Genomic DNA, 23,308 nt, shown 5'->3' with positions numbered 1-23,308 from the left:
CAGCCATCAGCAGAAACGCCCGAGTGCATGAACTACCACTCCATGATGACTGCACCAATGCCACCGGATGCTATGGAGAGGTTGCGGCTAAAGTGCTTGGATTCACGAGGGAAGTAACCCAACAAAAAAGCCCTCGAAAGAGGGTTTTTTCATTTAAGCATCACGCTTCCTTTATCGTAAAAACTCTTCAGCCTTTCGGCTGAGACTTACGTGCACTGATGCAGACTGATTGCGAATAGCGTAATAACCCGCCCGAGAAAAATCTTGCTCCAACTGCTTGATGGCAGCATCGACTTCTGTCTCGTTTGTTAGGCGCATCCTTGGATGCTCTGCGGCAATAGCTTTCAGCTCCGCAAATTTTGATTTCGCAAACTCTAGGTGCGAGACCTTGGCCGCGGGCTTAGTGGAGCTGCAAGCCAAACTAAGAGATTCGTTCAACTGCGCCTTTGCTGTGTACGCTTGCTGCTCTAATTTTTCTAGCAGAGCGCCTTGCACCTTTGCATTAAGAAACAACTTGCGTAGCCAGTCGAACATAAAGTCACCTCCAATAGCAGGCAGCATCGTAGCGCAAGGCGTCGTCCAAACGGTAGAGTGCCTAGGCCGTCACTAGCCCTTTTGATACTGCTTACCGTCTGGCCCAACATATACAGAGCCAGCAGGTAGTGCATTCAGTTGCTCAGGTGTAGTCACCTTCACTGGGGCATTACCTGTGCCACTCGCACCCAACGGTGCCCCTGTGCGCAAATCCACAAGTTCTTCTTGCTCACCAACCACAAGGCCTTCTTTGTCGAGCGTTGGCACTTTGCGCTTCATGAAGTTGTTGCTCAAGTTGCGTTCTTCGCTTTTACCCATCAGCGCCGCCAGTCGCTTGTGCGCAACTCCGCGCCCTTCATCCGTCTGCGCCTGCAGCTATTCTTCTTGGGCGTCCTCCAGCCGCTGCGCTTGGCGGCTTGAAAGCCGCGCGTCTCTTCTTCACCAGCCAAGCGCCGACCATCCATTGCCAAACGCTGCGCTGCTGTGCGCTCACCCATGGCCGCGCGAGTATTGGCGCCGTCCTGATGCATCTGCTCGCGCGCCATGCCTGCATTCAGCCCCATGGTCTGCATCTCCATGTGTGGCTGCTTGCCTTGTGCGGCCAAATCAGCCTGCAAGGCTTGCTGGTACCTGAGAGTTGAGCGCGCAGACGCACCAACACGTGCCAATAGAGAGGTTGCGCTGCTTTCAAACCTGATGAACGTTGCAATTGAGAGGGGTGAAATTGATGCCAACCCCTGCAAACAGGTGAAAAAGAACAGAGAACGAGCCAGAACAGAAGCACCAGAGCCACAAGTTTTACGCAGCTTTCTGGATTGGCTCTTCCGTTCTGGGCCGGCCAGTCGCACATTGGCCCTCATGGCAGAGTTCGCTGCGCTTGCTGGATCTCGACGAACAGAGTTCTTGGACTTGCAGATAAGGCAAATAGATAAGGATGGTGGATTTATCCGGCTCAATCGTGCCAAGCAGCATGGAGATGCCAAGAAGGTAGAGAACATCATCATGAGCCCAGCAATGCAAAACTTAGCGACGCGATTGCTGTCACTGCCTAGGCCAAGCACATCTTTGCATGTGTTTATCAACCAAAAGGGCAACCCGATGACGAAATCGGGTTTCGCCATCGGCTGGCAGCGTGCCATGGTCGCGGCCCTGAAAGAAGGTGTGATCGAGCGGCGGTTCACATTCCATGACTTGCGCGCTTACTACACCACACAGTTCAAGGAGCAGCATGGAACGCTGCCTGAGCTGCATGCAAACGCAGCGACCACGGCACGGGTCTATGACCGTTCCAAAGTCTCGAAACGAGCTTCTTTGAAGTGATGAATATTCCCACGGCGGGAATAAAACGAAAAAAGCGCTACAGCTTTTATAGCTGTAGCGCTTGTAATCTTTGGTGGGCCCTGCGAGATTCGAACTCGCGACCAACGGATTAAAAGGCCAACGAGATATCTAATACATTCAATGGTTTACGGAATAATTTATTCCGCAAACGTTACCTGTAACTGCCGCATAAGCCGTTGTTTTCCAATGGCTTGAAAAGTCTTTGCGGAACACTTGAATGCTATCTACAGCCCTTCTCTGCCTTGTCGTCGGCATCTCAGACGGTGACACCCTCACCGCTCGCTGTGGCCAACCTGGTCAATATGAACAAGTCAAAGTCAGGCTGCAAGGCATTGATGCACCTGAACGAAAACAGCCCTTCGGCAACTGGGCACGCGAAGCACTCTCGGATCTGACCTACATGAAAGAAGCGGATCTGCGTTGCAACAAGATCGACCGCTACAAGCGCCACGTCTGCAGTGTGTGGGTTGCTCCAACTTCAGCACCCAAAGGCCCTCGCACCCTGGATGCAGGTTTGGCCATGATCACGACTGGCATGGCTTGGTGGTATCGGGCCTACGCAAAAGAGCAATCACCTCAAGAGCGCGGCTTGTATGAGTTTGCAGAGCTGGAGGCCATGGCGCGGAAGGCTGGACTATGGCGCGAAACAGACCCATTAGCACCATGGGATTGGCGCAAGGGGCAAAGGTAGTTGTTCTACGACTACAACCAATAGCTGTCGTCAAGCTCTAGACCGTGAGCAGTCTGCTCAAGGCATGCTCAAATAAACAATAGCGTCTACTCTCGTTATCAGTCTTGAAGAGATGCTTAGTCTGTAATCATTTCTTATGCCAGAATCGTTCCAAATTTCCTTGAGAAATAATTTCTTCACTCTGCTTCAGGACAAATCCCCTGTTTTCACTGCATCTCTTGTGGTTTAAATTCACTGTTTTTATCAACTAAATTCAACAAGTGATGCTTAGTTTTAATTTTTCACAAATTTTAATTCCTAGCTACTCTATCCACATAATCGAATTTCTATACAAACACCATGTCGCCCTATGATCGTAAAAATTACATCCTCACGTCATTAGCATTAATTATTACAATTTTCGGATTGGGGATCACCTATTACGGAATACATGTTTCCCGGCAGATTGCACGAGAGTCCGGAAGCTTCGATAAAGCAGCCTGGGAAATCGGGATTGGAGATATTCCCCTGGTGGCAAGAAAGGACAACTTCGTACTTATCGGAGCACCGGTACTAGCGACCACCAGTACGCCTGTTGTTGGTGCGATCCCTTTTACTTTACGCTCTACTGGCAAGAAATCTCTTGAAACACTACTCCTATCTTTTCAATACCACGAGCTATTTCAACGCGAACTCCTTGAAGAATTAGATTATGAAATGTCAGGCGCTTTCTCTGCCATTCAATTGAAGAAAAATACATCTTCCCAGGACAAGAGAATTTTTGTCTCGTATTCGCTCGACACCCTTAATCCAGGGGTAGTGCTCCGAATCTTAGAGCCTGTTTTTCTTGAAGAAACGATACTCCGCCATGAGGAGTCATTTACGACAAAGGATGGTGTCAACCTAACCACTCCTATCGAGGCCATTTTCTCTAAACAGTTTGGATTTTCTGCAAGTGCACGAGACACACAAGTTGTTGGCTACTCAATTTCAGTTTCAATCGATCAAGCAGATTCTCTTAATTCGCTACTGAAATCACCTCAACTTATGACTCACATCGCACGTCGCCAGAAGGACATTCGGCAGCGGCTTCGTTGGCCAGAGTATCTATCAGCACTCATCACATCTTCCCCAGAAGAGCAAGCTACGCTAGTTTATGTGGGGCTTACAGAAGTGACCAAGGATGGCGTCACAATTTATGCTCCCACACAAAAACAGACAAGCGGCCAAGTGAAATTTCCGCTACTTAACTGGACACTTCTTTTCAAAAGTAGAAATTAAAACAAGCCAATGGACAGAAGCGTTTGTTCGATTTTCTCAATTAGTTACCACCATATTTTCTTGGCAAAGGCTTGGTGTCGTACTTTTGGCGACGATTCAGCGTGTCCGTGAAAAATTTATAATCTACAGCTTCCTCATCGGCCTGTCGCAAGCAATGATTTATATAGCAGAACTTTTTAAATCTAGCTCTTATGGAATTTGCGGCTAGTACAAGATAGGCGAAAAAAACTTTTCGTTCTAGCCAGTGCGTTGCAAGCGCTTGCCTAGGCCCAGTTCTTTGAGGGCATCACCGAATTTCATTGAAGCTTCTCCATGTTTAAAAGGTTTGCAGGCCATGCTGCTCTGCAGACTCTTGCATCAAGGGCGTGTCCATCAGCTTTTGCAGCCAGCTCTGTGTATCGTTGGCTGCAATGTCCGAGTAGCTGATTGGCGGTTGTGGCGTAGTCGCGGACGGCGGTGGCGGAAGCTGTGGCAATTCGACGGTCGCCCTCACTGAGTTGCTCGCGCAACCGGCCAGCATTGCGAGTGGCAACAGCAGCAGCGCCAGCAAGGCGTGCTTGTTCCTGAATGGATGCATTGAGTGCCCCTTGGTATTTGGTATCGATGGCCTGGGCCACCGCAAAAGTGCCGGCATCGCGTGCGGCCAGCTCCTGGGTGTGAGTCAGTTGAATCTGTGCAATGTCCTGGCCCAGCCGCCAGCCGTTAGCCGCCCAGCCCGCGCCAAAGATCAAAGCCGCGCCCACAGCGGCTGCAATGGTTTGCGCTTTCATGCCAAGCCCCCTTCACACATCTGGCGCTCTGCCGCACGGCGCTGCACCAAGCCGGGCAGCTGCTTGCCGCCGGCATAGGTCCAGCGGCTCAGTTCTGCGCACGCGCCCTGCACATCGCCGGCATTGGCTTTGCGCACCAGCGTTGATTTGCAAAATGCGCCCTCCCCCACGTTGAAGGCAAAGCTGAGAAAGGCGGCGCGCTGGCCATCGGTGAGTGGCTGGGTGATGCAGCCCAGCGCGTCAGCGTGCTGCACCAGGTCTTGATAGAGCATGTCCTGGCACTGCTGGCGCGTGAAGGTTTGACCCATTCGCAGCTCTGGCCCGGTGTGGCCGGTGCTGGCGGTGATGATGCCAATGGGGTCACGGTAGGTGCGCAGCACGGTACCCTCGTACTTGGCAACCAAGGGCACCACAAGCGCGGCAGCACTGACACCAATCGCGGCAATGAGTCTGGTTTTGTTAAACATCACAGCCCCCTTTGATCGCCCGCATGCGCGCCTGGTGCTCTTCTTCGCTGCGGGCATCGTCACGCAGACGAAGGCCATGTTCTTTGCGGCGAAAGTAAAAGTTCACTGCCAGGCCCAGCAGAGCAATCAAGATGCCTACCCAGCCAAAGAACGCACTGGATGTGGCCCAGCCGAAGCCTGCAGTCGCAGAACCTGCCAAGGTGGTTTTGCTGCCAACGGCTGCAGCGTTCGCGGCTTCAATTGCTGTTTCAACTTTCATGGGGGTGCGTCCCTATCTGGTGCCCTGTGGGTTGCCGCCAGTGTTGCGGCTGCATCGCAATCCCCTATGCCCTATGCTGGGCACAAAAAAACCGCCCGAAGGCGGCGGTTTATGGGTTGCTTGCCTTCTTGCAGGCAAGTGTCTGGAGTTCACGGTGAATTAACGACCCTTGGCCGCAGCAGCGTCAAACGGTGTGTGTGCGGGCACGTCCTCAGGTACGTTTGCGCTGTGTTTTGATAACTACTAGCGCGTGGTGCATAAGCGATAGCAAGGATCTTCATGCATAAAACAGACACTGCGGACACCAAACTACATAACTAATTTGGAGAAAGCGCCAATTTGTAGATGTTGAATTCGAAATTATTCAGCTAATTAGCTGTAGCCTCTTTTCTGTTTAGCGCTTTCACAAATTTCAAATAAAGTCCCCAATTCTCTTCGTCTTTTTCAATACAAGCCCAAAACGCAGGGCTGCTATCGGATTTTTTAACGTAATACCCAAAAAAATGATGCGCAGAACTTTCTCTGATTAGTTTTTCATCAACTAGATATTGTATCTCTTCAAAGAATGCTAAAAGCTTTCTAGATTTGTTACTGAATTCATAATTCGCTAGTATAGGATCATCATTGTCAAGTTTTTCAATTACGCAAGCTAACTCTTCGTCGTCATATATTCTTCTGTTCAACTCCAACAAAAATTTTGATCTATTTAAAATTTCTTCATTTATTTTACTCTGCTTTATTTGCTGCAAATCAAACAAAATTTTTCCGGCTGTAATCACACCTACAACCAAACTAAAAACAATACCTATTATTTGCCATGATGCAGACCATTCGGCCATAGTTAGGCAGTCATCCACCCAGCCGAAGCTGGGCATATAGGGGCTACAAAAAATATAATCTTTACTCATCGAATTCAGCAGCACCAATTTCTACAATTTCCACTCTTTTTATTCTTCTACGCAAGTCTCTGATTGCATAGCCAGAAAAAATTCTTTTTCCAGCTGTAATATCTTTAGAGGCTTCTTGCATTGAACTTGCAGCAGCTTGGTGCGAGGAAATTCTTAGCCCCCCGAAATCCTTAATCAAAAATGGTACGGTCTGATCTTCTTCATCAACATAAAATCTACCGTATCCAGTTAGAAGATTATATTTCGTAACATTACCAATCCAAGATTCAACATCTGTGGATCGAGTAGTTTCACTTATATAACGATAAGTATCTCGGTTAAATACAACTTTATCTCCAACTCTGGGCCTATTAACACGTATTACATCAGCCTCCAATGTTTTAATTGTTCTATGCGCATTGACTAAAGGCCCCTCAATCTGCTCAGCCAACTGATCAAAAACATATGGCTTTTCTTCAAATATTTTATTTACAAACTTTGTTCTTGGAGAATATTCCAATCCTACAGCCATATTAAATGCTACTGAAAAATAATCCCAAAATCTATCCAGTATTACTGAATGGCCGTGCTCGGCAACTGCTTTTCCTTCAAATGTAAGAAGAAAGCTTAATTCAAAACAACCGCGCTTAGCACCAGTAAATTCAGAAGTAAATCCGTTGTTCTGCCCCTGCCGCTCTTTAATAACATTATCATTAACAAAAGCTTCAGCAACTAAGTTAACTGATCTTGCAAAACCATTTAGTGTCTCTGAACTATCATATAAATCAAGTTTACCTTCATCAGCATTTCTCCCCTCGTGAATAATATTAATAGTAGTATCCATAGTCCTCGCCCTTGAAAATTACGTATAGATACATTTTAATAGATTTCGCATTATAAAAACCCAACAAATAACTCCACTATAATTTGACTATTTATAAAATTAAAAATTGGCGTCATTGATTTTTTTTGGTTATACTTGAGTGGTCTCGAAAGAGATGGAGCGTAAGAACTCCTGTAACAAGCGGAAGAACCGCACCCGATAGCTAGCGGTTTTTTTGCGCCTGGACATTGCACGCCTGCACTTGCTGCATGCGGTTGATTTATGGCCGGGAGGGCGACGGATACAACACCCGCAAGGGGAAGAAGTCCGCCAGGCTTGTTACTGGTTCTTAACCTCCCGGCCACCTCGTTGGCGGCGCGTAAGAACGCTCCAGCGAGGCTTCAAAGTCTCAACAAGGAGCACTCATGTCGCAGTCCACTCTTGCTCTCGCGCCCAGCATCGCTGTCGTTGACGGCAAACCCACCACTCTAAGCACCGATGTGGCCAGCCACTTTGGAAAGCAGCATTACAACGTGATGCGCGACATCAACAACCTGCGCGCACAACTGGATGCAGACCATGCCCTCAATTTTGAGGAGATGGTCATAGAGGTGGAAATTGGAAGCGGTGCAACACGCAAAGACCCAGCCTACCGCCTCACCCGCGACGGCTTCACGCTACTGGCGATGGGCTTCACCGGCAAGAAGGCGCTGGCATTCAAGCTGGCCTATATCGACGCCTTCAACCGGATGGAGGCTGAGCTGCAAAAGCCTGCCTACGACCCCAAACAAATCGCCCTCGCCCACCGCGCCGCGCTGGCTGCGACAGCAGAGGTCTATCAGTCGGTGTTTGATGCGGTCATGCAGGGCCAAGACTGGCAGTTGAACCGCTACATGCTGCGCTTTGACGCCACTGCAGACGAAGGCGCTGTGGCCCGCCGCAATGCTTATGTGATGCCGATTGAGCGCTTCCACAGCGCAATCGAGGACAGCATGATGGTGGATGCGCAAACGCTGACGCAGTTGGCATCCACCTGCACCACACGCTTGGGCCGCATGGCAGCGCGCAATACGGTGGCTGGCACACAAGGCAGCCTGCAGCTCAGGTAGCCAGCACGCTGGGCTGCAGGCGCAAAAAAGCCCGCTCAAATATCTCAGCGGGCTTATGGCTTATTTCCAGCGCCAGCCCGCGTCAAACGGTGTGCGGGGGCACGTCGTCAGTCACTTCGCCGCTGTAGCTGTAGCTCACGCCATGGCTGCCAGATGCCGAAGTGGAAGAGCTGACATGCAGTGCGTTGAGCATCGCTGCAGCCTGGTTGGCCAGCGCTTTAGCCGCCTCAACCGCTGCAGCAACTTTGCTGCTCGAGGCTGCAGTCTGTGCATCCAGATTACGCATGGCTGCTTGCTGCTGCCACTCCCCATTGGGCATTGCTGCTTTCAAGCGCAGCTCCTGTGCAGCAATGCGGCTTTGGTAAAAGCCCGATGCGGCAGAAATCAAGCGCGATTGGCTATCGGTCACGCTGGGCAGCAACTGGGTTACGTTGCCCGATGTGCCAGCTAGCGCGGCCATGTAGTCGCGCGCCGCGTCCATGGTGGTGGCGTACAGGCCTATGGCCTTGTCCATGGCAAAGCGCACATTCTCAATTTCCATGTCCATCTGCTTGATCGCCAGGTCGCGGGATGCCCCGGAGATTTTGGCGGCAGCTTCGGCCCGCGTTTTTTGCACTGCGCCCATGGCTGCACCGGGTGGCATTGGGAACCCCCGCGCCGCAAAACTGGCCAGAATGTCGCTCTCTTGTGCTGTGTACTCCTGGGTGATGCGGTCGCGGTCGCGCGCCCATATCTGGCGCTCTACAACGGGGTTGATGCCACTGCCCCCCTTGGTGATCTGCTCGCACAGCCACTGCTGCGCATGCTGCAGGTAGGCGCAATCATTGGGAAAGTAGCGATCGATATAGCGTGCGTACTGATCCGCCAGCTTATCGATCATCCCATCCCACCAGCCATTGAACTGCTCAATGCTTGCGCCCTGCGCCAGACGTGGAATTTCCACCAACGGTTCAGGCACCTCCACATCAAAGTGCAGCTGCGCCGGCGCCATGTGGCTGGCCACCCCGGCCTGGCCCAGCGCCTGTTCAAAGTAGCCTGCCGTCTGGGCAGAAATCTCTGTGCTGCGCGCCATACCCATGTTCCAGGACTTGGTCACTAGCTCGGCAGGGCTAAAAACAGGTTCAGTCATATCAAATCTTTCTGGAGCTGTTGTTGATGTCAAAGGTCAGATCCGCCAGCTCCAAGCCATGGGCAGGGACTTGAATGGTCAGCTCGTAATGGGTGTCGCGCATGCCGCGCCCCACATCAAAGCGCTGCTGCTGCAGGCGTGGGTGGCTGGCACGCTGGCGGTACTGAAAGGCACCTTGGCGGGTTTGCACAGTCAGCACCGCTTGGGCCGCACTGGCAATGCCGGCATAGGCCGCGCTCAGGCTTGTCATATTGCTGCTGCCAAAATCTTTGGTGCCCAAATCCACGCTGGCCACGCACTCGCGGCCATCGTCACTGTCCCCCACCAGCAGATACACCCCGTCAGCAGCCACGCCGTAGCAGGCCCCATCTATCGTGGCAAAACTTTGAAAGTTGTAGGCCGTGTACTGCGTCACATACCCGCCGCTTTCGTGGCATGTCAGCACTGACACCCCTTCGTCATCTGCAGGCAGCCGGTTGCCCTCACCGCTGGGCAGGCGGCCCACCGCGTGCAGTACAGCACCGCTAATCTGAGAAAGCCCCCACCCCGCCAGCACCTTGGCGCGCTCAGCCCAATCGCCGGCACTCAGATTGGTCTGGGCCATGGCCCAGCGCTGAAGCACACGCTGAACCAGCGCAATGTCCTGCACCCCATGCGGTTGAAAGCGACCACGCCACTTCACCCGCTGCCACAGTTCATCCTCATTGGGGTCTTCTTCTTCGATCAGCAGGTTCAGGCCGGGCAGGTAGCCAAAGGCCACTGCCACATCAGCCTCGTCGCTGGCCAGCCCCTGCAAGTAGGGTGCTTCCAACTGCTGCACACCGGTGTCTGTCACTGCACCCAGTGCCGTGATGCGTGCAAACCCCGCATAGATGTTGGATGGTTCCTCTTGGGGAGGTAAATCGCGGTAGCCGCTGGCCTGCCCCTGCAATGTGGGCAGCAGGCCTGAGGTAAATGCCAGCTCGTCCAAGTCGGTCGCCAAACCAAGTAGATGACCCAAGCTGCCGCTGGCCGCGTCGTTGGCTTGTCCCTCACCCCGCGCACTGCCCTGCAGGTAAGGGACGTTGAGCAAAACTACCCCGTCAAGCAGCTCGTCAGTAGCCATCCCTTGCAGCAACTGAAACTGCCCTTGCAGACTCCCGATATGGTGCGCCGTGATGGCCGGGTTAAAAATATAGTCGCCTGCGCTGTACAAGCTCACATCAAACAGCGGCGCAGCACCATCGCCGGGTACCGGTACCGAATGACGCAGCGCATCATCGGCATACACCTCAAACGCGGCTTGTGTGTATGCAATCCGAAACTTGGTGGTGTTGGCAAAGCGCCCCAGGTGGACCACATCGACACCCGCCACCACCACCTTGGCAACGCCTTCCTCGGCCCGCACGCCCACCAAATACTGCCAGTACGCCCCCGCTGCCGGGGTGCGCGCCAGCCCCACAACGACACCACGGGCGGTAGTCGACATGCTCCAGTGAATGACGCCATGCTGGGCAACGGCACGCACAGCACGGGCACCCGCATCCCAGCCTGAGTTGTCCTCATAGACATGCCTGTCAGGGATGAATGGCTGCTCGGGGATAGCTGGCGTGGGCGGCACCCAAACCTGCGTTTGTTTGTCTGGTGCACGGATCTGAATTTCTTCACGACTGCCAACGTATCTGGTTATGTAGGGGACATGGATAGGTTGACCCTCAGGCCCCAGCTTGTACCACTCAATATTTTTGCGCTGATAAGGGTCGTACCAATACATCGCGATCGACCAGGCGCCCATTACCGGACGGCCATACACCGTTTTGACGGGCACCCACACCCACTGAGGCGCGCTCGTAACCCGCCAATATCCAGGGCGCGCCGGGACAGCAGGCGCATATATCTGGCCGTACTCTGTGTACAGGTAACGGCTCTGGTTTTTGAGAAGCTGGTTATTCATAGTGGCCCCACTGGCAATTTCTTGGAGGCGTCATGCGCCCACGGCGCGCCTGCGTTTACTTTGGCTGGCCGCCCTTGCGCATCCAGCAGTGGCGTCAAGAAGGTCAAATTCATCGGAGAGCTCCTACCGTTGGTGCCATCAACGGTGTCCACCTCATCCATGGCCATGAATGCACCATCCACCACCTTGGCCCCTTGCGTCCAGGTCAGGCCATCGTTCTTGGAGGTGTAAACCCAGTAGGCTTGGCTGGCCTCGTCCCATGCCGTCACGGCCAGCACGCTGGTGGTGCGCATCGCTTTGACAACCATCACACTGCCCAGCTTGGTGGCATCCAGACTGGATAAGCCAGTGGGCAGCACCTCTGACCAAGTGGCCCCGTAGTCCGTTGTCAGGGCAAAGCGCACCGTGCGCACCTGATCGCGCACCGCAGGTGGGTCACCCACACGGCGCAAGGCGCGGTAAAACTTCACCAAGGCTGCCCCATCGCGCAGCACCGTCGCTTTAACGGCATAGCCGCGGTCGTTGTCGCGTGGAAACTCGCTGGCAAGGTCAGAAAACGGCGTGCCCACCTCTCGCCATGTGCCGCCCCGGTTGTCCGTGCGCAGCACCACACAGCGCCATCGCACATAGTCCTGCACCCGGTTGTTGTAGTAACGGTCATCCAGCATGGGCAGCACCAGCAGCCAGATGTCTGCAGACATGGCGAACGCGTGCGACATATGGGTGGCCGTGTTGGTGCGCGCCACCACTTTGCTGTCCCAGGCACCTGCACGATCGGGCGCCAGAAACAGCAGGTCGTAGCGCGCATAGCGCCCTTGGGCTTCATCAAAGCCGCCAAACCCTTCGGCGCGATACAGGGCACGGCCCAGCAGGGGCTGCTCAGTCACATAGTCAGCGGGCAGCCCTGCATTGGATGCAAAACCCTCCCACGCAGGTACCGGCGTATCAAACACTTTGAGCGGTTGGAAAGCCCACGTCGCGCCGTAGTCCTCGGTCACCGCAAAATACAGCGCGCCTTTGCTGTTCTTGAACTCGATGCGTGACTCCCACGTTGGGATACGGTCGTGCTCTTTACCCAGGTGCAGTGCAATTTCAGCTGGGTTGTAGCCCTCCATGGAACGCCGTGCATAGGGGTGAACGCCCACCACGCAGCCCACGCGCCCGCCACCCAGCGCCGTCAAGGCAGACACCCATACGTTGGAGCTGCCCGCGCCATCCACCACGGGCGGGGCAAATGGGTGCACTGTCCCATCCAGCGGCTGCGCTTTGCGCAATGCCTCCTTGGGTACCGCCACGCTGACGGCCTCATACGCATGCTTGGGCAGCCCCCAGGCATCGGGCTGGCCTGGCACATGTCTGAGAGTGACAACACGCTGCAGGCCATCTGCGCCCATGCACACCAGATTCACCCAAATCAGGCCATGCGGAAAGTAAGAGCGCTTTTCTGCGCCCTCATACTGCTGCATCTCTGGCCCATTGGGGTTCTGCGTGGCAAACAGATCAATATAAGCAATATGCCCACCGTCTCCCATGGGTGTGGGGTGCGGGCTCAACTGCTCTTCTTTGTAGCGCGGACCAGACCCAATCCACAGCGTGTTGCCATAGGTGTTGACAGTGATCGACACGGTCATGCTGCCAGTCATGCCCCCCGCCCCCAGACCGTCTGGAATGTCGTAGGTCACCTGATAGGAGCGAACAGTACGCACTACATTACTACGACCGGTGTACAGACCGCGCAGCGCGTGGCTCACCCAGTACTGCGCGCCCGGCTGCAGCTTGGTTTGTGGGGTGGCAAAGCCTTTACCCTTGGTCAGCTTGGTGCTCGTATAGGCCAGTGCGCTCTGACCTGGCCCACTCTGGCCGGAGACACCATACAGCACATCGCCTTCAGGGGACTGAAACTCTGAAGGCTGCACCTCCACGCGTTGGAATGCCCCCGACTTGAAGCCGCGCGCACCCGGCACCGACACCGACACGCTGTGCACACCGGGCGTGGTGGCCACTGCAGTATTTAGCTTGGCCAGTGCAACGGGCGACCTTGCTCCAAACTCTTTAGGGTAAAGGCTCATACTCGGACTCGCACCTCTACACCCGGCTCAATGCGATTGGGTGCATTGACCTCAAACGCAGGGCCAAAAGTTGCACCCTGTCCGCATATCGCAATGAAATACGTGCCCCGGCTAACTACGTGGTACATGTATTCGTTGAGCGACCCCTCTCGAATCAACCCACTCTCTTTGAGTAGAGTGCCTGAATTCGAATACATCGCTACGCGCCAGCCCAGATCATCTGCCACACCATCGCCGGGATGGAATTGATATTCAGTGGAGTACCAGCCCGTGTACTCCACCTGATACCAATGCACTGGCTCACCACCATCGGGGAAGCTGGCCACATACGGAAATTGCGTAATTGGCACAGCAACCGGCTTCTCAGCATAAAAGCTGCTGACTTCCAGCACTGCGCCTTGCGGTATGCCACCGTTGCCCGTTGTGACTTGAAACCCATCCGATGCCGTACAACCTGCGCCACCAAGGGCCAAATAATGCTTACCCCAAAAGCTGGATCGAACAATCTTGGCGCGCAGCCCGCTGGAATCGTCGTTTTGCGCAATCAACTGCCCTTCTGAATCGAATAGCGCCAAGAAAGTATCTGCCAGCTCGTCAGGTGTGGCTGCTGTATTGAAACCAATGTAGTCTTCCGAAAAGCCCACTTCCACCTCATACCAGACCACTGGATACGGCGCGGGCTCGTTGAATTCTTCACGGAATGGCAGCTCTTTAATCCAGCGCGCGTCGTCATGGGCGCTGCCAGTGCCAGGCACCACTGCAAACACCTTGAGTACAGCACCAGCTGCGAGAGGGGTGATCGATTTGGCCTTGAAGCCATTAGAAAATTTCACACCGTAACTACTCAACGCAAGGCGGTAAACGCCTGCATCCAGTTCCATCAAAATGGTGTCGCGGTAATCTCCACTTCCAGGCGCATTGCCTTCGGCGTACAGATCCCCGTTTTCTCTGAACAGGCCCAGCGCAGTATCGTTTTGGGTGGGCGACAGCGAAGCAGAGGTATCAAACGCATACAGCCCCGCCTCAAGTTCCACCTCGTACCAATGCACTGGGGCACTTTCTTCTTTGAACTCTTGATGGTAGGGAAGCGTGATTTTCGTCAGTGGCGGCGGCGGCGGTGGCACATAAGCCAGCACGGCGAAATTCACATCCTCCGGCATATCGCCATCCACCTCCATATCAAAGCCATCGCGGGCACTAGCACCGTAACCAGTAATCGCCACGAAATAGGTACCGGCCTCCAGCCCCTCCATCACAATACGCGACCTGAAATCACTAAAGTCAGCGTCAGCATCGTCATTGGTATCAATCACCACCCCATTGCTGGCGTACAGCGCCAGAAAGGTATCCGGGCTCGACGGATCATCGACAACCACAGGCGTAGCGGTGGTGAATTCGTAATTCCCACGCGCTGCAATCTGCACTTTGATCCACATAATCGGCGCAACAGGCTGGGCCACCGATAGGTTGAATGGCAAGTTGCCTGCATAAATGGCGTCACTGACTGAGCTGCCATCACCCCCTTCTCCCGGTTCTGGCTCGGGTTCAGGTACGGGTGGTTTCAGAGTCATCAAGCGCTCATAGGCAAGCACATACCCCGTGAAAAAGTTGTTCGCTGCAGCTTGTGCATGGAAAAGCCGGATTTCCCGGATATGTGCAGTCTCGTCACTCCATGCATTGAAACCGGAACCACTCTCTGAAGGCACCCATGCACCCTGCGAAGGCCTAGAAAACGGGTATGGAGCCTCGGCAACTAAATGCATCCAGTAGCGCCCGCTTCCAAATGGAAACAGGAGGTTAGGATCGCCCTCAAACACGCGAGCTTTCCCTGCAATAACCGCTATAGAGTTTGGCTCACAAATAATTTGGACTACAAGCTCTCGATTGCTTCCAACTGTCAAGCGTCCTTTAAAAACGGTGACTGTTTCGTACGAGTTATTGAAGACGATGTGTACCAACACATCCGGGTCTGGAGAAACGTAGTGCAGCTCGAGTAACACTCCAGCGTCATAGAAATCTTCTTCGAGTTCTTGCATATCAGGACGGTGGCATTGACCAAGTGATGCGCCCGATGGGGTAACACATTCCTGTATACCCCCCCGGAAGATTCATAGCTGACACAAACATTGCGCTATCAGCCACCCCTCTCAGGATTGGAAACTTTGACAAAAGCTCCCCGTCTATCGAGGCAAGGTGTTCAACTTCATCGCTATAGGGTCCGGTACGGAGCCAAAAGCCTTCAATGTTGCCGCCATCTGGTCCAGTGACTGTTGCATTATCAAATTGCAATTTGTGCCGAATTTGCCCAGGCGAAAGACTTGCTTTGAGTAGAGGGGGCTCATGGTGCAATCCTTAAATCGAAGGGATCACCACGTTGAAGTGCTTGATCGTGCGGGGCGATCCCACCTCAAACGTCGTGTTCGACAAAATCATGTCGCCGCTGACCGCACCCACTGAGCCTTGAATGCGAATGGCCGTGCTGTCTTCGTCACCCGCATCATCAACAGCTTCCAGGCGAAAGAACGTCGCTGTGCCTGCTGCTGCTTCCAGCGAGCTCCAAACTTGCGTAGCTTCCTTGCTAATCACACCAGGGCTGCCACCCGCTTCAAAATTCAGGCCAGCGCCGTCAGGCTTGATCTCGCACAGCATCGTGCTCGATTGCGTACTGCCCGCTGAGCTGGCAGGCTCGGCGCCACCATAAATACGCAGCACCAGGCCATTGAGCGCGCTCAGATAAGAGCCGTTTCGGGCTACGTGGTCACACAGACCGGGGGATGCTTTCCACATGGTGTTTTCTCCTAATTAATCGTCAGACTCAAGACCCAGCGCTACCTTCAGCCGCAAGATGTCGCCCACCTCTTTGGGTTTCGGCACCGCAAAGCGCACTGCAGAAAGCAAGACCCCTGATGTGGCCCCCTTCCCAGCAGCCGAAGCCAGAAAGCCCCCGTAAATCGTCCCCGGGGTCGTAAAGGTAAATTCAGCCACCTTCGCGTGGTTGTTGGCCTCTCCGCCAGAAGCTGCTGAGGCGGCAAAGGTCAGGCGCGTAGCACCTTCGTAGCCCGTGAACTCTGTGGCCTGCACAGGGAAGGTCTGCGCAGCATCGCCGGGCACGGGCGTGTAGTCGCCACTGAACAAACCGATGTGCCACTGCGCCTGCTGGGGTGTCTTGCCCAGCAAGGCATCAATCCAGTGGTTCAACCCCTCCAGGGGCATCAGGTTGTGCTGCACCTCGGTCACAACCCCTTCCTTGGACAGGTGCTCAAGGGTCCAGATAAATCCGGGTTTGCCGTGCATATCTACTCCGCTTCCATAGTGACGCCCGCGCGCCCGTATCCGGGGTGCTGGCGCTTGCTGATAATTTGATCGACACCGTTGCGTTCCACACGCAACGTGGCCCCCGTAGTGCCTGGCAACACGCGCTGAGCCGGCACAACTGCGTCAGTCAGTGAGGCCACCTCCCCCGCACCGTTGCCCACCACAATCCCTTGCGACGATCCCCACACCGCCCGCCCATCTGGCAGGCGCGCCAGAGACCGCGCAATGCCCACGTGCTCATTGACCACCAGCAACTCAGCTGTGGCCGGGTCTCCCCCCTGCAGCCAGTACGTCTTGTCTGCCACCCCAAAGCAGCCACCCGGCATAGGCGCAAACACCGTCACAGGCGCGGCAAACGCAATGAAGTTGCTGGGGGCCATCACGCCAAAGTGGTAAGGCTGTGAGTAATAAATGGCATGGCCGCGCACCGCGTACAACCGGCCACCATGCAGGCCCAGCGCGTTGCCTGGCATCAGGGCTTGCTTGTGCAGCGTCAGGCACTCACCGCCCAGCCGTGATTCGTCCACGTGGTGCACGCCTCCGGATGACTGCGCATCCAGGTACATCACCTCTCCATTGGGGTGGCTCACATAAATCTGTGTGCGCAGTCCTGCCGGTGGCACTGGCACATCAAACTGCACCGTGCCACCCACAATGGTCTGTGGCTGGGTACACAGCCCGACTACGCCCAGTGCATCCACATAGGCAAAGCAGTACAAATAAGAGAAGTTGCCCACATCCGCCGTAGCTACCGGCGTGGGTGATGGGGCTGGCGCAATCATGGCCGCCACGCTGTTATCGGGCTTGATGCGCGCCATCGTGCGCCCGTCAGTTACCGCAATGTCTCCATCGGGCAAGTCTGTGTAAGCGAGCGTGGCCGAATGTGGCACCGCAAAATCCAAAGGATGCAACTGCTTGCTGCGCACATCCAACGCACACAATTGCCCCGCAGACACCACCAGCGCGCGCCCGGTACCAGAGACCCACAGCGAGTGCATGTTCGTGCCCGGCACCACCTTGGCATAGCCTCTGCGCCCCATAAAACGCCCGGGCAGCGCAATGTCCACATTCTTGGCGTCAGCCACATACAGCCCCTCCTTGATCTGCAAATCAGACCGAGAGAGGCGTTCGTTCTTGCCAAGGAAAGTTGAGAACTTTTTAGAGCTGGGGCTGGCCATAGACAGGGAGTGTTCCCGTCTATGGCGCTTTGGCCTCACCCTATGCTGGGCGCAAAAAAAAAGCCCTCCAAAGAGGGTTTGGCTACTTGATGAGCAGCTTAAGTACCTGCACCAAGAGACTAGGTTCTGGGTGAGAAATCACCGATTGCTCGTCTTTGACAGAATTCAAGGATTCCGCGAGCTTTTGGTTCTCCAACTTGAGTTGCTCGATCTGAAGTTGAAGGATTTCTAGCTGCGCCTTGTTACTAGCATCAACGAGAGGTTGTATTTCTTTGTGCCACTGTGAAAAACCATACACCATCAAAAATAGAGATGCGCCAATAACCGCACCTAAAACTTTATTGATAAAACTTCTATCAGATTTAGCGACCTCAATCTGTTGCTCCATTATTTTTAATTTTGCAGACTGAACTGGTGTTGGCTCCTTCAACGCTTTGATTAATGCAATTTCAGGATAGACATTTACAGTAATTGCGTTGGTTTCTGCATGTTTTGAAAAAAATAACCAAATGCAGAATATTAATGCAACCAGAGAAAATAGTGCATAAAATTTATAAATATTATCGGTAGGCACAGGGACACGATCAAACATAAAAATATTTCATTTGATTTTTAAAAATCTCAATTATTCATCAAACTATTAGTGATTGAAAATTTAAAACACCTTAGGTGGCTCAACTATTGAGCCATAACCTTCTGGCACAAACGTAGATGAAGGTTGAGCTGAATTTTGTATTATCTTTGCATTGTCTTCAGCTTCCCGTCTTGCTGCAGCAATAACTAGTTCACTACGGAGCTTATGAAGTGAAAGCATACCAAAAATCAATGTGAACATTTTGTAAAAAACAAATGCCACACTTGCGGATATAAAAAACACAACAACTGCTGACCAAGAAATAGTTAGTTCATATGTTTTTCCATCAAATATAGTGCTATTTCCCACATGGGACTTTAGTGCAGAGCCAATAATAACAAAAACCAAAGAGATAACACAGGACAGTAGAAGTCCTATCCAAAAATATTGCTGTTTTGTTAACTCTTTTGAAAGTCTTTCTGCTTCAACTGGTTTTAATCTATCGGACTGCAAAAAATTGGCTGTAACAACCATTACCTGAATTACAGAAGCCGCCAAAAAACCAAGAAATGCAATTAACCCCTCTTTCATATCAAACCACAAAGAAAGAGGGGAAAATTTCGCTGCAACCCCACCTACAACAAGCGGAATTAGCAGTGAAACAATAATTTTATTAAGGCGATATTTTTCCATTACTTACGAAGATAGAGTACGCTTCTACCATCGCCCGTTGAACATCAACTGGATCCAATAATGTGCCACTTCTTTCTTGCACCCTAATTAAATCAATGTTTGCATTATGATGCAATCTGATTGTCCCATCAAAACCACGACTTTGTCCTTTTGATTTAATTTGAATTTGACTGTCAGGCATATTTCGTATACCTGTTTCAATCTGTTTAAGTGCAACTCTATCAATTTTTTTCTTTTTTGTTTGATAACCAATATGCACTTGAACCCGTAGATCGACATCTTGTGGAACTGCATTTAATAAACTATCAACACGAGCATCACTGCCAAGAAGTTCTACTAATATTTTTCTTGCAGTATCCCAACCCGCAACATTTCTCAAATCAAGATTATTCTCTTGAGTGATAGTACTTTCTTTATTGATAATTTCTGATTCTTTTCTTAAATCAGGCTCATTCGCTGGCTTTGTAGCTACGCCACCAATAATTATTTCCTGGATGTCACCGATATCACCGCCAATCACACTTTGGTCAAACTGCGAGGCTAACACTATCGGAACATCACTTTGCAGAACTCGTGTTTTCTTTTGCAAAAGCCAAGAAAGATAATCCTCCAAATCTTTAGTTTTCAGTGATTGACTTTGCAAAACAAAAGCATGATTACCTTTTATCATCCAAAACATTTGTGAGTGGACATACTCTGCCTTTTCTGGTGCAGGCATTTGGCGAACTTCAACTTTCTCAGCATCGTTGCTTACTTTTCTGAAAAGTGCCTGCATATGCCCTTCAGTAAAATGCAGAATGTCGCCAAATGCTATGTCAACTTGTCCACTTTTTTCTTCGAAGAAATTCACAAAATAGTTGTGCTCCCCTAAGACTTGAAGTCTCGACGTAAACCGTGCTCGAATTTTCGCACCATCAACAATTGAGTTCATTGCCGAATGTACGAGCTCTTCAAGAGTTCGCCCATCTGACATAAAACTGTTATCGAAACGACGATAGTGAATCGTCACGGGCTTCTTGCCGACTGCCATCTCAACTCCTAGAAAGATCGATCAGAAATTCTAGACGTTTTGTTACAGTACGATACTGTACGAATATACAGCATCCGCGCTATGCATAGAAAAAAGCCCTCTTCCGAGGGCTTAACTTCATCAATCGTCGTAGTGGTACCTGCAGGCCAGCACCACCACATCATCGTCAGTGGCGCGGTACACCAGCCTGTTGGTTTGATCAATGCGCCGTGACCAGTAGCCTGCCAGATTGCCCACCAGCGGCTCCGGCTTGCCGGTGCCCACGAACGGATCGCGTGCAGCTTCCGTCAGCAGTATGTTGATGCGCTTGAGCGTTTTCTTGTCTTGGCCTTGCCAGTAAAGATAGTCCTCCCAGGCATTGGGCAGGAACTTGATCGCGCGGCTCACTCTTCAATCAGCGCTTGCTTTTTAGCCGCGCCCTTGCGGTCTTGCTCCACAGATGCCATCAAACGGCGCGCATTGGCTGGGCTTTGCATCAGGTGCAGGGTCTCCAGCATGCTGTTGTAAGTGGACTCAGACAGCAAGACTGCGTTCTCACCATCACGGCGGTGGATGAGTGTCACGTCGCAGTCAGCCACCACGCGATCAATCACGCCTTTGAACTCGCTGCGCGCTTGGGTGAAGCTCACTACATGCATAACCTACTCCTTAATACGTACCACATATTGTACATGTTTGCGCCAAATCTGTTATGCGTGGCTGCTTCTTGCAGCCCTAGCTGAGCGCGCATTTGCTAAAGTTAAGAGTCAGCGAGGAGGAAACCGCATGATTCACAAAAGCATTGCAACGGCTTTGCTACTTGCAGCATTTGGCACAGCAGCCCACGCCCAAGTATTCAAATGCACCGACCAGCATGGGCGGAACACGTTTTCAGACAAACCTTGTCGCTCTAACGAGAAGGCAGCCATTGCACATAAGGGGCTGACCTATGAACAGGCCTATGAGCAAGAAATGCAGCACCAACAGGCACTCAACGCCAAAGCTGCCCGCCAGTTGTCCAACCCCAACTACGGCTACGCACCTTCCACGCCCATGCCTAGATATGCACCCTCCCGCCAGAGCTCCGGGCAAGCAGGCACTGGCCCAGGCAATCGCGCCACAATTTCAACACTGCACCCCAATGGCAGCGGCTTTGCCCAAAAAGAGGCCGCTCGCCAGCAACGTCAACAAGAGAGGCGCGCCGAGCAACGCTTGCGGCCTGCACCACCACCACCGCAACCATCTAACCTTTCTCATTGCAAAGGCTCTTACTGTTATGGCAACCAAGGAGACACTTACTTCAATACTGGCCGCGGCAATATGGTCGGGCCCAACGGCCAGAGCTGCCGCACGGTAGGCAATATGGTGCACTGCAACTAAACAAGCCAACCCTAGGCTAAGCGTATGTGAGCCTTGCATGCAATCGTCTTGTCGGGAGGCAGTAAGTTGGCCCAACTACGCTTGAGCAAATAAATACAGGAGCCACCATTGCGATTCATCGTCCTCACCGCACTGGCCTTGATGAGCCAGATGGCCAGCGCAAAAACCGTTCAAGTCAAATACCAGGGCCCCGTCTCACTGGATGCGTTCACGTGTACAGACGTGCATGGTGACAGCAACGTAAATCGCATCTGCTACGACCAAAAAGAGCGGTACATGGTCATCAAGCTCGACCGCACCTACTACCACTACTGCGAGATAGACGCATCGACCGTGGCGAAGTTACAGAGTGCCAGCTCTAAAAACAAGTTTTTCCAAACCAATATTCGTGGAAATGGAAACGATGGGCCTTTCGACTGCAGAACTCATTTGGTACCATTTAAGTATCGAAATTAATTTTCAATGTAATTAATTATTAATAAACAATTCATTTGTCAATAAAATTGAAATGCATTAAATAAATAATGAAAAAAAATACTCCACTTAATTTTACGTCTTTCACATTCGGAATTACCGTACTCGGACTCGTAATTTTTCTCATAGTTAAAATTTTTCAACTTTTATGGAAAATTTTTGCAGAAGTTAACCCAACTGTCGGTGCAGGCATAGTGGCAGCAACCGCAACAGTCATTGTTTCTGTCGTTTCAGTATTAGTCGCCAAACGCTTAGAACAGAAATCTCTAGTTATTAGAGAGCACAGAGAGCGAAAAACACCTATATACGAGGAAATAGTAAAGCTTGTTTTTAGATTTGCTTTTTCCGAAAAAATTGGACTAGAAGCTTTAACAGAGAAAGAAATAATAAAAAAAATGGCTTGGATTACTGAAAATCTTGTTATATGGGGTTCCGATGACTTGCTCTTGGCATGGTCAAAATTTAGAAAATCCTCTATTCAAACAGAAGAAAAACCCAATTATCAAGTTCTTTTTGAAGTTGAAGACCTACTTCTAGCGATACGAAAAGATCTGGGTCATTCCAACAAAGGTCTAAAGCGAGGGCAAATACTCGGTCTCTTTATTAATGACATAGATAATTACTTAAGCAATTAAGCAAAGAAATAAAATTCTCTAATATAGCCATCTCTACTGATGTCGCGATGCTAGGCAGGCCTGTCGTTGTCTCTCCATAGCATCCGTAGGCAGTGACACAGGTACTGTATTGACTCAGGCGCCTCAGCTGCCGGGTCTGGACGTGGTGCCGCCAGCGGTTGCTAGACCGAAGCCCGCTATGACAGTTTGAAAAAAATTGATACGGAAGTCTTTGAAACAATACCCTACGCGTGTGTTGATGTTGGAAATACTGTTCTGCTAGGATTTCTTCAAGACTGACCCAATTTCAGAAATAGCAAAGCCCTCGGAAGAGGGCTTTTTTTTTGGGAAATAGTATCTCTTACATCTCTATAGGCAGCTTACTCCGAGGAGGGCTAGTCTTTTTCAATGTAAGCCTCAGAGATATCAGGTAGAAAATTCTTCGCAGCTTTCATCATGCGAATCATGTCATCTAGAGTCGCATCGGCTGTTGTTCGTACAACAAGAACATTCCTGTTTTCCAGCGACGCATACCCCTGCAAAACAAGTCGCTCCAGTGCCTCTTCCTCGGTTATCCCGGCGCGCTCCATGACCTTTCTTAAGGTTTGATGCGTCGGTGACGTTAGCTTTAACCCGCTTTTGTGAAAGCTCTCATCGAGCCGAGCCACGATCTCGGCGTTTAGTGTGCGGTTGTTGGACTTTGCAACCTCTTTTAGGCGGTCGCGCATGCCGTCTGGAAGCCTCAGCATGAACTTGTCAGAGTCTCTGCCTGTTGTTGGAGTGTCAGTTGCCATGCTCA

At 51.9% G+C, this 23,308-nt stretch carries 28 protein-coding genes; 7 read left to right on the top strand and 21 right to left on the bottom strand.

Going from position 1 to position 23,308, the window contains the following annotated elements:
• Positions 1–171: 171 nt before the first annotated feature.
• The 3 genes from IB213_RS09855 to IB213_RS09845 all read right to left on the bottom strand — a co-directional run bounded on the left by IB213_RS09855 (position 172) and on the right by IB213_RS09845 (position 1,112).
• A complete protein-coding gene (locus IB213_RS09855; protein WP_192406162.1) occupies positions 172–534 on the bottom strand; it encodes a hypothetical protein in 363 nt (120 codons plus the stop codon).
• 72 nt (positions 535–606) lie between these two features.
• Entirely contained in the window at positions 607–852 is a 246-nt protein-coding gene (locus tag IB213_RS09850) for a hypothetical protein (RefSeq protein WP_192406161.1), read from the bottom strand.
• Positions 852–1,112 carry a hypothetical protein gene (locus tag IB213_RS09845; RefSeq protein WP_192406160.1) on the bottom strand — a complete coding sequence of 87 codons (261 nt, stop codon included), beginning with the start codon at positions 1,110–1,112 and terminating at the stop codon, positions 852–854. Before IB213_RS09845 ends, IB213_RS09850 begins: the two co-directional genes overlap by 1 nt.
• 118 nt (positions 1,113–1,230) lie before the next feature.
• Between IB213_RS09845 and IB213_RS09840 the strand changes: the two genes are divergently transcribed.
• The 3 genes from IB213_RS09840 to IB213_RS09830 all read left to right on the top strand — a co-directional run bounded on the left by IB213_RS09840 (position 1,231) and on the right by IB213_RS09830 (position 3,826).
• Positions 1,231–1,854 (top strand): tyrosine-type recombinase/integrase, encoded by a 624-nt coding sequence (locus IB213_RS09840; RefSeq protein ID WP_192406159.1) that lies wholly within the window; start codon positions 1,231–1,233, stop codon positions 1,852–1,854.
• A 238-nt stretch (positions 1,855–2,092) separates the two neighbouring features.
• Positions 2,093–2,566, top strand: a complete 474-nt coding sequence (locus IB213_RS09835; RefSeq protein ID WP_192406158.1) for a thermonuclease family protein — start codon at positions 2,093–2,095, stop codon at positions 2,564–2,566.
• 339 nt (positions 2,567–2,905) lie between these two features.
• On the top strand, positions 2,906–3,826 hold the full coding sequence (locus tag IB213_RS09830) for a hypothetical protein (RefSeq protein ID WP_192406157.1): 921 nt from the start codon (positions 2,906–2,908) through the stop codon (positions 3,824–3,826).
• 296 nt (positions 3,827–4,122) lie between these two features.
• On the opposite strand, the gene IB213_RS09825 is transcribed toward IB213_RS09830, so the two are convergent.
• The 5 genes from IB213_RS09825 to IB213_RS09805 all read right to left on the bottom strand — a co-directional run bounded on the left by IB213_RS09825 (position 4,123) and on the right by IB213_RS09805 (position 7,053).
• Positions 4,123–4,596 (bottom strand): hypothetical protein, encoded by a 474-nt coding sequence (locus IB213_RS09825; RefSeq protein ID WP_192406156.1) that lies wholly within the window; start codon positions 4,594–4,596, stop codon positions 4,123–4,125.
• Entirely contained in the window at positions 4,593–5,063 is a 471-nt protein-coding gene (locus tag IB213_RS09820) for a lysozyme (protein WP_192406155.1), read from the bottom strand. Before IB213_RS09820 ends, IB213_RS09825 begins: the two co-directional genes overlap by 4 nt.
• Positions 5,056–5,322: a holin gene (locus IB213_RS09815; protein WP_192406154.1), complete on the bottom strand. Its 267-nt coding sequence runs from the start codon at positions 5,320–5,322 to the stop codon at positions 5,056–5,058. Before IB213_RS09815 ends, IB213_RS09820 begins: the two co-directional genes overlap by 8 nt.
• 368 nt (positions 5,323–5,690) lie before the next feature.
• Entirely contained in the window at positions 5,691–6,161 is a 471-nt protein-coding gene (locus IB213_RS09810; protein ID WP_192406153.1) for a hypothetical protein, read from the bottom strand.
• A 61-nt stretch (positions 6,162–6,222) separates the two neighbouring features.
• The gene (locus tag IB213_RS09805; protein WP_192406152.1) at positions 6,223–7,053 is read right to left on the bottom strand and encodes a hypothetical protein; all 831 of its coding nucleotides are present in this window, start codon (positions 7,051–7,053) and stop codon (positions 6,223–6,225) included.
• A 404-nt stretch (positions 7,054–7,457) separates the two neighbouring features.
• On the opposite strand from IB213_RS09805, the gene IB213_RS09800 reads away from it, so the two are divergent.
• Positions 7,458–8,141 (top strand): Rha family transcriptional regulator, encoded by a 684-nt coding sequence (locus IB213_RS09800; RefSeq protein WP_192406151.1) that lies wholly within the window; start codon positions 7,458–7,460, stop codon positions 8,139–8,141.
• An 82-nt stretch (positions 8,142–8,223) separates the two neighbouring features.
• Here the strand turns inward: IB213_RS09800 and IB213_RS09795 are convergent, their stop codons facing one another.
• The 12 genes from IB213_RS09795 to IB213_RS09740 form a co-directional block, all read right to left on the bottom strand.
• Positions 8,224–9,270, bottom strand: coding sequence for a hypothetical protein (locus tag IB213_RS09795; protein WP_192406150.1), 1,047 nt, complete (start codon positions 9,268–9,270; stop codon positions 8,224–8,226).
• Between the two features lies 1 nt (position 9,271).
• A complete protein-coding gene (locus tag IB213_RS09790; RefSeq protein ID WP_192406149.1) occupies positions 9,272–11,203 on the bottom strand; it encodes a hypothetical protein in 1,932 nt (643 codons plus the stop codon).
• Positions 11,200–13,272, bottom strand: a complete 2,073-nt coding sequence (locus IB213_RS09785; RefSeq protein WP_192406148.1) for a hypothetical protein — start codon at positions 13,270–13,272, stop codon at positions 11,200–11,202. The genes IB213_RS09790 and IB213_RS09785 overlap by 4 nt, the downstream gene beginning before the upstream one ends.
• Positions 13,269–15,308, bottom strand: a complete 2,040-nt coding sequence (locus tag IB213_RS09780) for a hypothetical protein (RefSeq protein WP_192406147.1) — start codon at positions 15,306–15,308, stop codon at positions 13,269–13,271. Before IB213_RS09780 ends, IB213_RS09785 begins: the two co-directional genes overlap by 4 nt.
• Positions 15,309–15,624: 316 nt before the next feature.
• Complete coding sequence (locus tag IB213_RS09775) at positions 15,625–16,059, bottom strand: hypothetical protein (protein WP_192406146.1); 435 nt, start codon at positions 16,057–16,059, stop codon at positions 15,625–15,627.
• Between the two features lie 15 nt (positions 16,060–16,074).
• Positions 16,075–16,566: a hypothetical protein gene (locus IB213_RS09770; protein ID WP_192406145.1), complete on the bottom strand. Its 492-nt coding sequence runs from the start codon at positions 16,564–16,566 to the stop codon at positions 16,075–16,077.
• 2 nt (positions 16,567–16,568) lie between these two features.
• Positions 16,569–17,765: a hypothetical protein gene (locus IB213_RS09765; protein ID WP_192406144.1), complete on the bottom strand. Its 1,197-nt coding sequence runs from the start codon at positions 17,763–17,765 to the stop codon at positions 16,569–16,571.
• An 82-nt stretch (positions 17,766–17,847) separates the two neighbouring features.
• On the bottom strand, positions 17,848–18,357 hold the full coding sequence (locus IB213_RS09760) for a hypothetical protein (protein ID WP_192406143.1): 510 nt from the start codon (positions 18,355–18,357) through the stop codon (positions 17,848–17,850).
• A gap of 63 nt (positions 18,358–18,420) precedes the next feature.
• Complete coding sequence (locus IB213_RS09755; RefSeq protein WP_192406142.1) at positions 18,421–19,032, bottom strand: hypothetical protein; 612 nt, start codon at positions 19,030–19,032, stop codon at positions 18,421–18,423.
• The gene (locus tag IB213_RS09750) at positions 19,013–20,062 is read right to left on the bottom strand and encodes a hypothetical protein (RefSeq protein ID WP_192406141.1); all 1,050 of its coding nucleotides are present in this window, start codon (positions 20,060–20,062) and stop codon (positions 19,013–19,015) included. The genes IB213_RS09755 and IB213_RS09750 overlap by 20 nt, the downstream gene beginning before the upstream one ends.
• Before the next feature lie 120 nt (positions 20,063–20,182).
• Positions 20,183–20,449 (bottom strand): Txe/YoeB family addiction module toxin, encoded by a 267-nt coding sequence (locus IB213_RS09745; RefSeq protein WP_192406140.1) that lies wholly within the window; start codon positions 20,447–20,449, stop codon positions 20,183–20,185.
• The gene (locus tag IB213_RS09740) at positions 20,446–20,700 is read right to left on the bottom strand and encodes a type II toxin-antitoxin system Phd/YefM family antitoxin (RefSeq protein WP_192406139.1); all 255 of its coding nucleotides are present in this window, start codon (positions 20,698–20,700) and stop codon (positions 20,446–20,448) included. The genes IB213_RS09745 and IB213_RS09740 overlap by 4 nt, the downstream gene beginning before the upstream one ends.
• Positions 20,701–20,827: 127 nt before the next feature.
• Here IB213_RS09740 and IB213_RS09735 point away from each other — a divergent pair, with 127 nt between their 5' ends.
• The 3 genes from IB213_RS09735 to IB213_RS09725 all read left to right on the top strand — a co-directional run bounded on the left by IB213_RS09735 (position 20,828) and on the right by IB213_RS09725 (position 22,530).
• Positions 20,828–21,421, top strand: coding sequence for a DUF4124 domain-containing protein (locus tag IB213_RS09735; RefSeq protein ID WP_192406138.1), 594 nt, complete (start codon positions 20,828–20,830; stop codon positions 21,419–21,421).
• A gap of 108 nt (positions 21,422–21,529) precedes the next feature.
• The gene (locus IB213_RS09730; protein WP_225561063.1) at positions 21,530–21,877 is read left to right on the top strand and encodes a KTSC domain-containing protein; all 348 of its coding nucleotides are present in this window, start codon (positions 21,530–21,532) and stop codon (positions 21,875–21,877) included.
• 68 nt (positions 21,878–21,945) lie between these two features.
• Complete coding sequence (locus IB213_RS09725) at positions 21,946–22,530, top strand: hypothetical protein (protein WP_192406137.1); 585 nt, start codon at positions 21,946–21,948, stop codon at positions 22,528–22,530.
• A 374-nt stretch (positions 22,531–22,904) separates the two neighbouring features.
• Here the strand turns inward: IB213_RS09725 and IB213_RS09720 are convergent, their stop codons facing one another.
• The gene (locus IB213_RS09720; RefSeq protein WP_192406136.1) at positions 22,905–23,303 is read right to left on the bottom strand and encodes an Arc family DNA-binding protein; all 399 of its coding nucleotides are present in this window, start codon (positions 23,301–23,303) and stop codon (positions 22,905–22,907) included.
• Positions 23,304–23,308 lie beyond the last annotated feature (5 nt).

Origin of the sequence: Comamonas sp. CMM02 (assembly GCF_014851485.1) — a bacterium.
In the GTDB taxonomy this organism is placed as follows: Bacteria; Pseudomonadota; Gammaproteobacteria; order Burkholderiales; family Burkholderiaceae_C; genus Comamonas; species Comamonas avium.
Note: the sequence above shows the minus strand (reverse complement) of the source record. Positions and strands in the feature narration are given on the sequence as shown.

Excerpts from the sequence above, each read along its gene's own strand:
- IB213_RS09785 (WP_192406148.1), bottom strand. The coding sequence starts at position 13,272 with ATGAGCCTTTACCCTAAAGAGTTTGGAGCAAGGTCGCCCGTTGCACTG.
- IB213_RS09735 (WP_192406138.1), top strand. The coding sequence starts at position 20,828 with ATGATTCACAAAAGCATTGCAACGGCTTTGCTACTTGCAGCATTTGGC.
- IB213_RS09755 (WP_192406142.1), bottom strand. The coding sequence starts at position 19,032 with ATGGAAAAATATCGCCTTAATAAAATTATTGTTTCACTGCTAATTCCG.
- IB213_RS09775 (WP_192406146.1), bottom strand. The coding sequence starts at position 16,059 with ATGTGGAAAGCATCCCCCGGTCTGTGTGACCACGTAGCCCGAAACGGC.
- IB213_RS09765 (WP_192406144.1), bottom strand. The coding sequence starts at position 17,765 with ATGGCCAGCCCCAGCTCTAAAAAGTTCTCAACTTTCCTTGGCAAGAAC.
- IB213_RS09725 (WP_192406137.1), top strand. The coding sequence starts at position 21,946 with ATGAAAAAAAATACTCCACTTAATTTTACGTCTTTCACATTCGGAATT.
- IB213_RS09820 (WP_192406155.1), bottom strand. The coding sequence starts at position 5,063 with ATGTTTAACAAAACCAGACTCATTGCCGCGATTGGTGTCAGTGCTGCC.
- IB213_RS09780 (WP_192406147.1), bottom strand. The coding sequence starts at position 15,308 with ATGCAAGAACTCGAAGAAGATTTCTATGACGCTGGAGTGTTACTCGAG.
- IB213_RS09855 (WP_192406162.1), bottom strand. The coding sequence starts at position 534 with ATGTTCGACTGGCTACGCAAGTTGTTTCTTAATGCAAAGGTGCAAGGC.
- IB213_RS09825 (WP_192406156.1), bottom strand. The coding sequence starts at position 4,596 with ATGAAAGCGCAAACCATTGCAGCCGCTGTGGGCGCGGCTTTGATCTTT.
- IB213_RS09720 (WP_192406136.1), bottom strand. The coding sequence starts at position 23,303 with ATGGCAACTGACACTCCAACAACAGGCAGAGACTCTGACAAGTTCATG.
- IB213_RS09835 (WP_192406158.1), top strand. The coding sequence starts at position 2,093 with ATGCTATCTACAGCCCTTCTCTGCCTTGTCGTCGGCATCTCAGACGGT.
- IB213_RS09840 (WP_192406159.1), top strand. The coding sequence starts at position 1,231 with ATGAACGTTGCAATTGAGAGGGGTGAAATTGATGCCAACCCCTGCAAA.
- IB213_RS09800 (WP_192406151.1), top strand. The coding sequence starts at position 7,458 with ATGTCGCAGTCCACTCTTGCTCTCGCGCCCAGCATCGCTGTCGTTGAC.
- IB213_RS09790 (WP_192406149.1), bottom strand. The coding sequence starts at position 11,203 with ATGAATAACCAGCTTCTCAAAAACCAGAGCCGTTACCTGTACACAGAG.
- IB213_RS09810 (WP_192406153.1), bottom strand. The coding sequence starts at position 6,161 with ATGGCCGAATGGTCTGCATCATGGCAAATAATAGGTATTGTTTTTAGT.
- IB213_RS09740 (WP_192406139.1), bottom strand. The coding sequence starts at position 20,700 with ATGCATGTAGTGAGCTTCACCCAAGCGCGCAGCGAGTTCAAAGGCGTG.
- IB213_RS09795 (WP_192406150.1), bottom strand. The coding sequence starts at position 9,270 with ATGACTGAACCTGTTTTTAGCCCTGCCGAGCTAGTGACCAAGTCCTGG.
- IB213_RS09760 (WP_192406143.1), bottom strand. The coding sequence starts at position 18,357 with ATGTTTGATCGTGTCCCTGTGCCTACCGATAATATTTATAAATTTTAT.
- IB213_RS09815 (WP_192406154.1), bottom strand. The coding sequence starts at position 5,322 with ATGAAAGTTGAAACAGCAATTGAAGCCGCGAACGCTGCAGCCGTTGGC.
- IB213_RS09845 (WP_192406160.1), bottom strand. The coding sequence starts at position 1,112 with ATGGAGATGCAGACCATGGGGCTGAATGCAGGCATGGCGCGCGAGCAG.
- IB213_RS09805 (WP_192406152.1), bottom strand. The coding sequence starts at position 7,053 with ATGGATACTACTATTAATATTATTCACGAGGGGAGAAATGCTGATGAA.
- IB213_RS09850 (WP_192406161.1), bottom strand. The coding sequence starts at position 852 with ATGGGTAAAAGCGAAGAACGCAACTTGAGCAACAACTTCATGAAGCGC.
- IB213_RS09770 (WP_192406145.1), bottom strand. The coding sequence starts at position 16,566 with ATGCACGGCAAACCCGGATTTATCTGGACCCTTGAGCACCTGTCCAAG.
- IB213_RS09750 (WP_192406141.1), bottom strand. The coding sequence starts at position 20,062 with ATGGCAGTCGGCAAGAAGCCCGTGACGATTCACTATCGTCGTTTCGAT.
- IB213_RS09830 (WP_192406157.1), top strand. The coding sequence starts at position 2,906 with ATGTCGCCCTATGATCGTAAAAATTACATCCTCACGTCATTAGCATTA.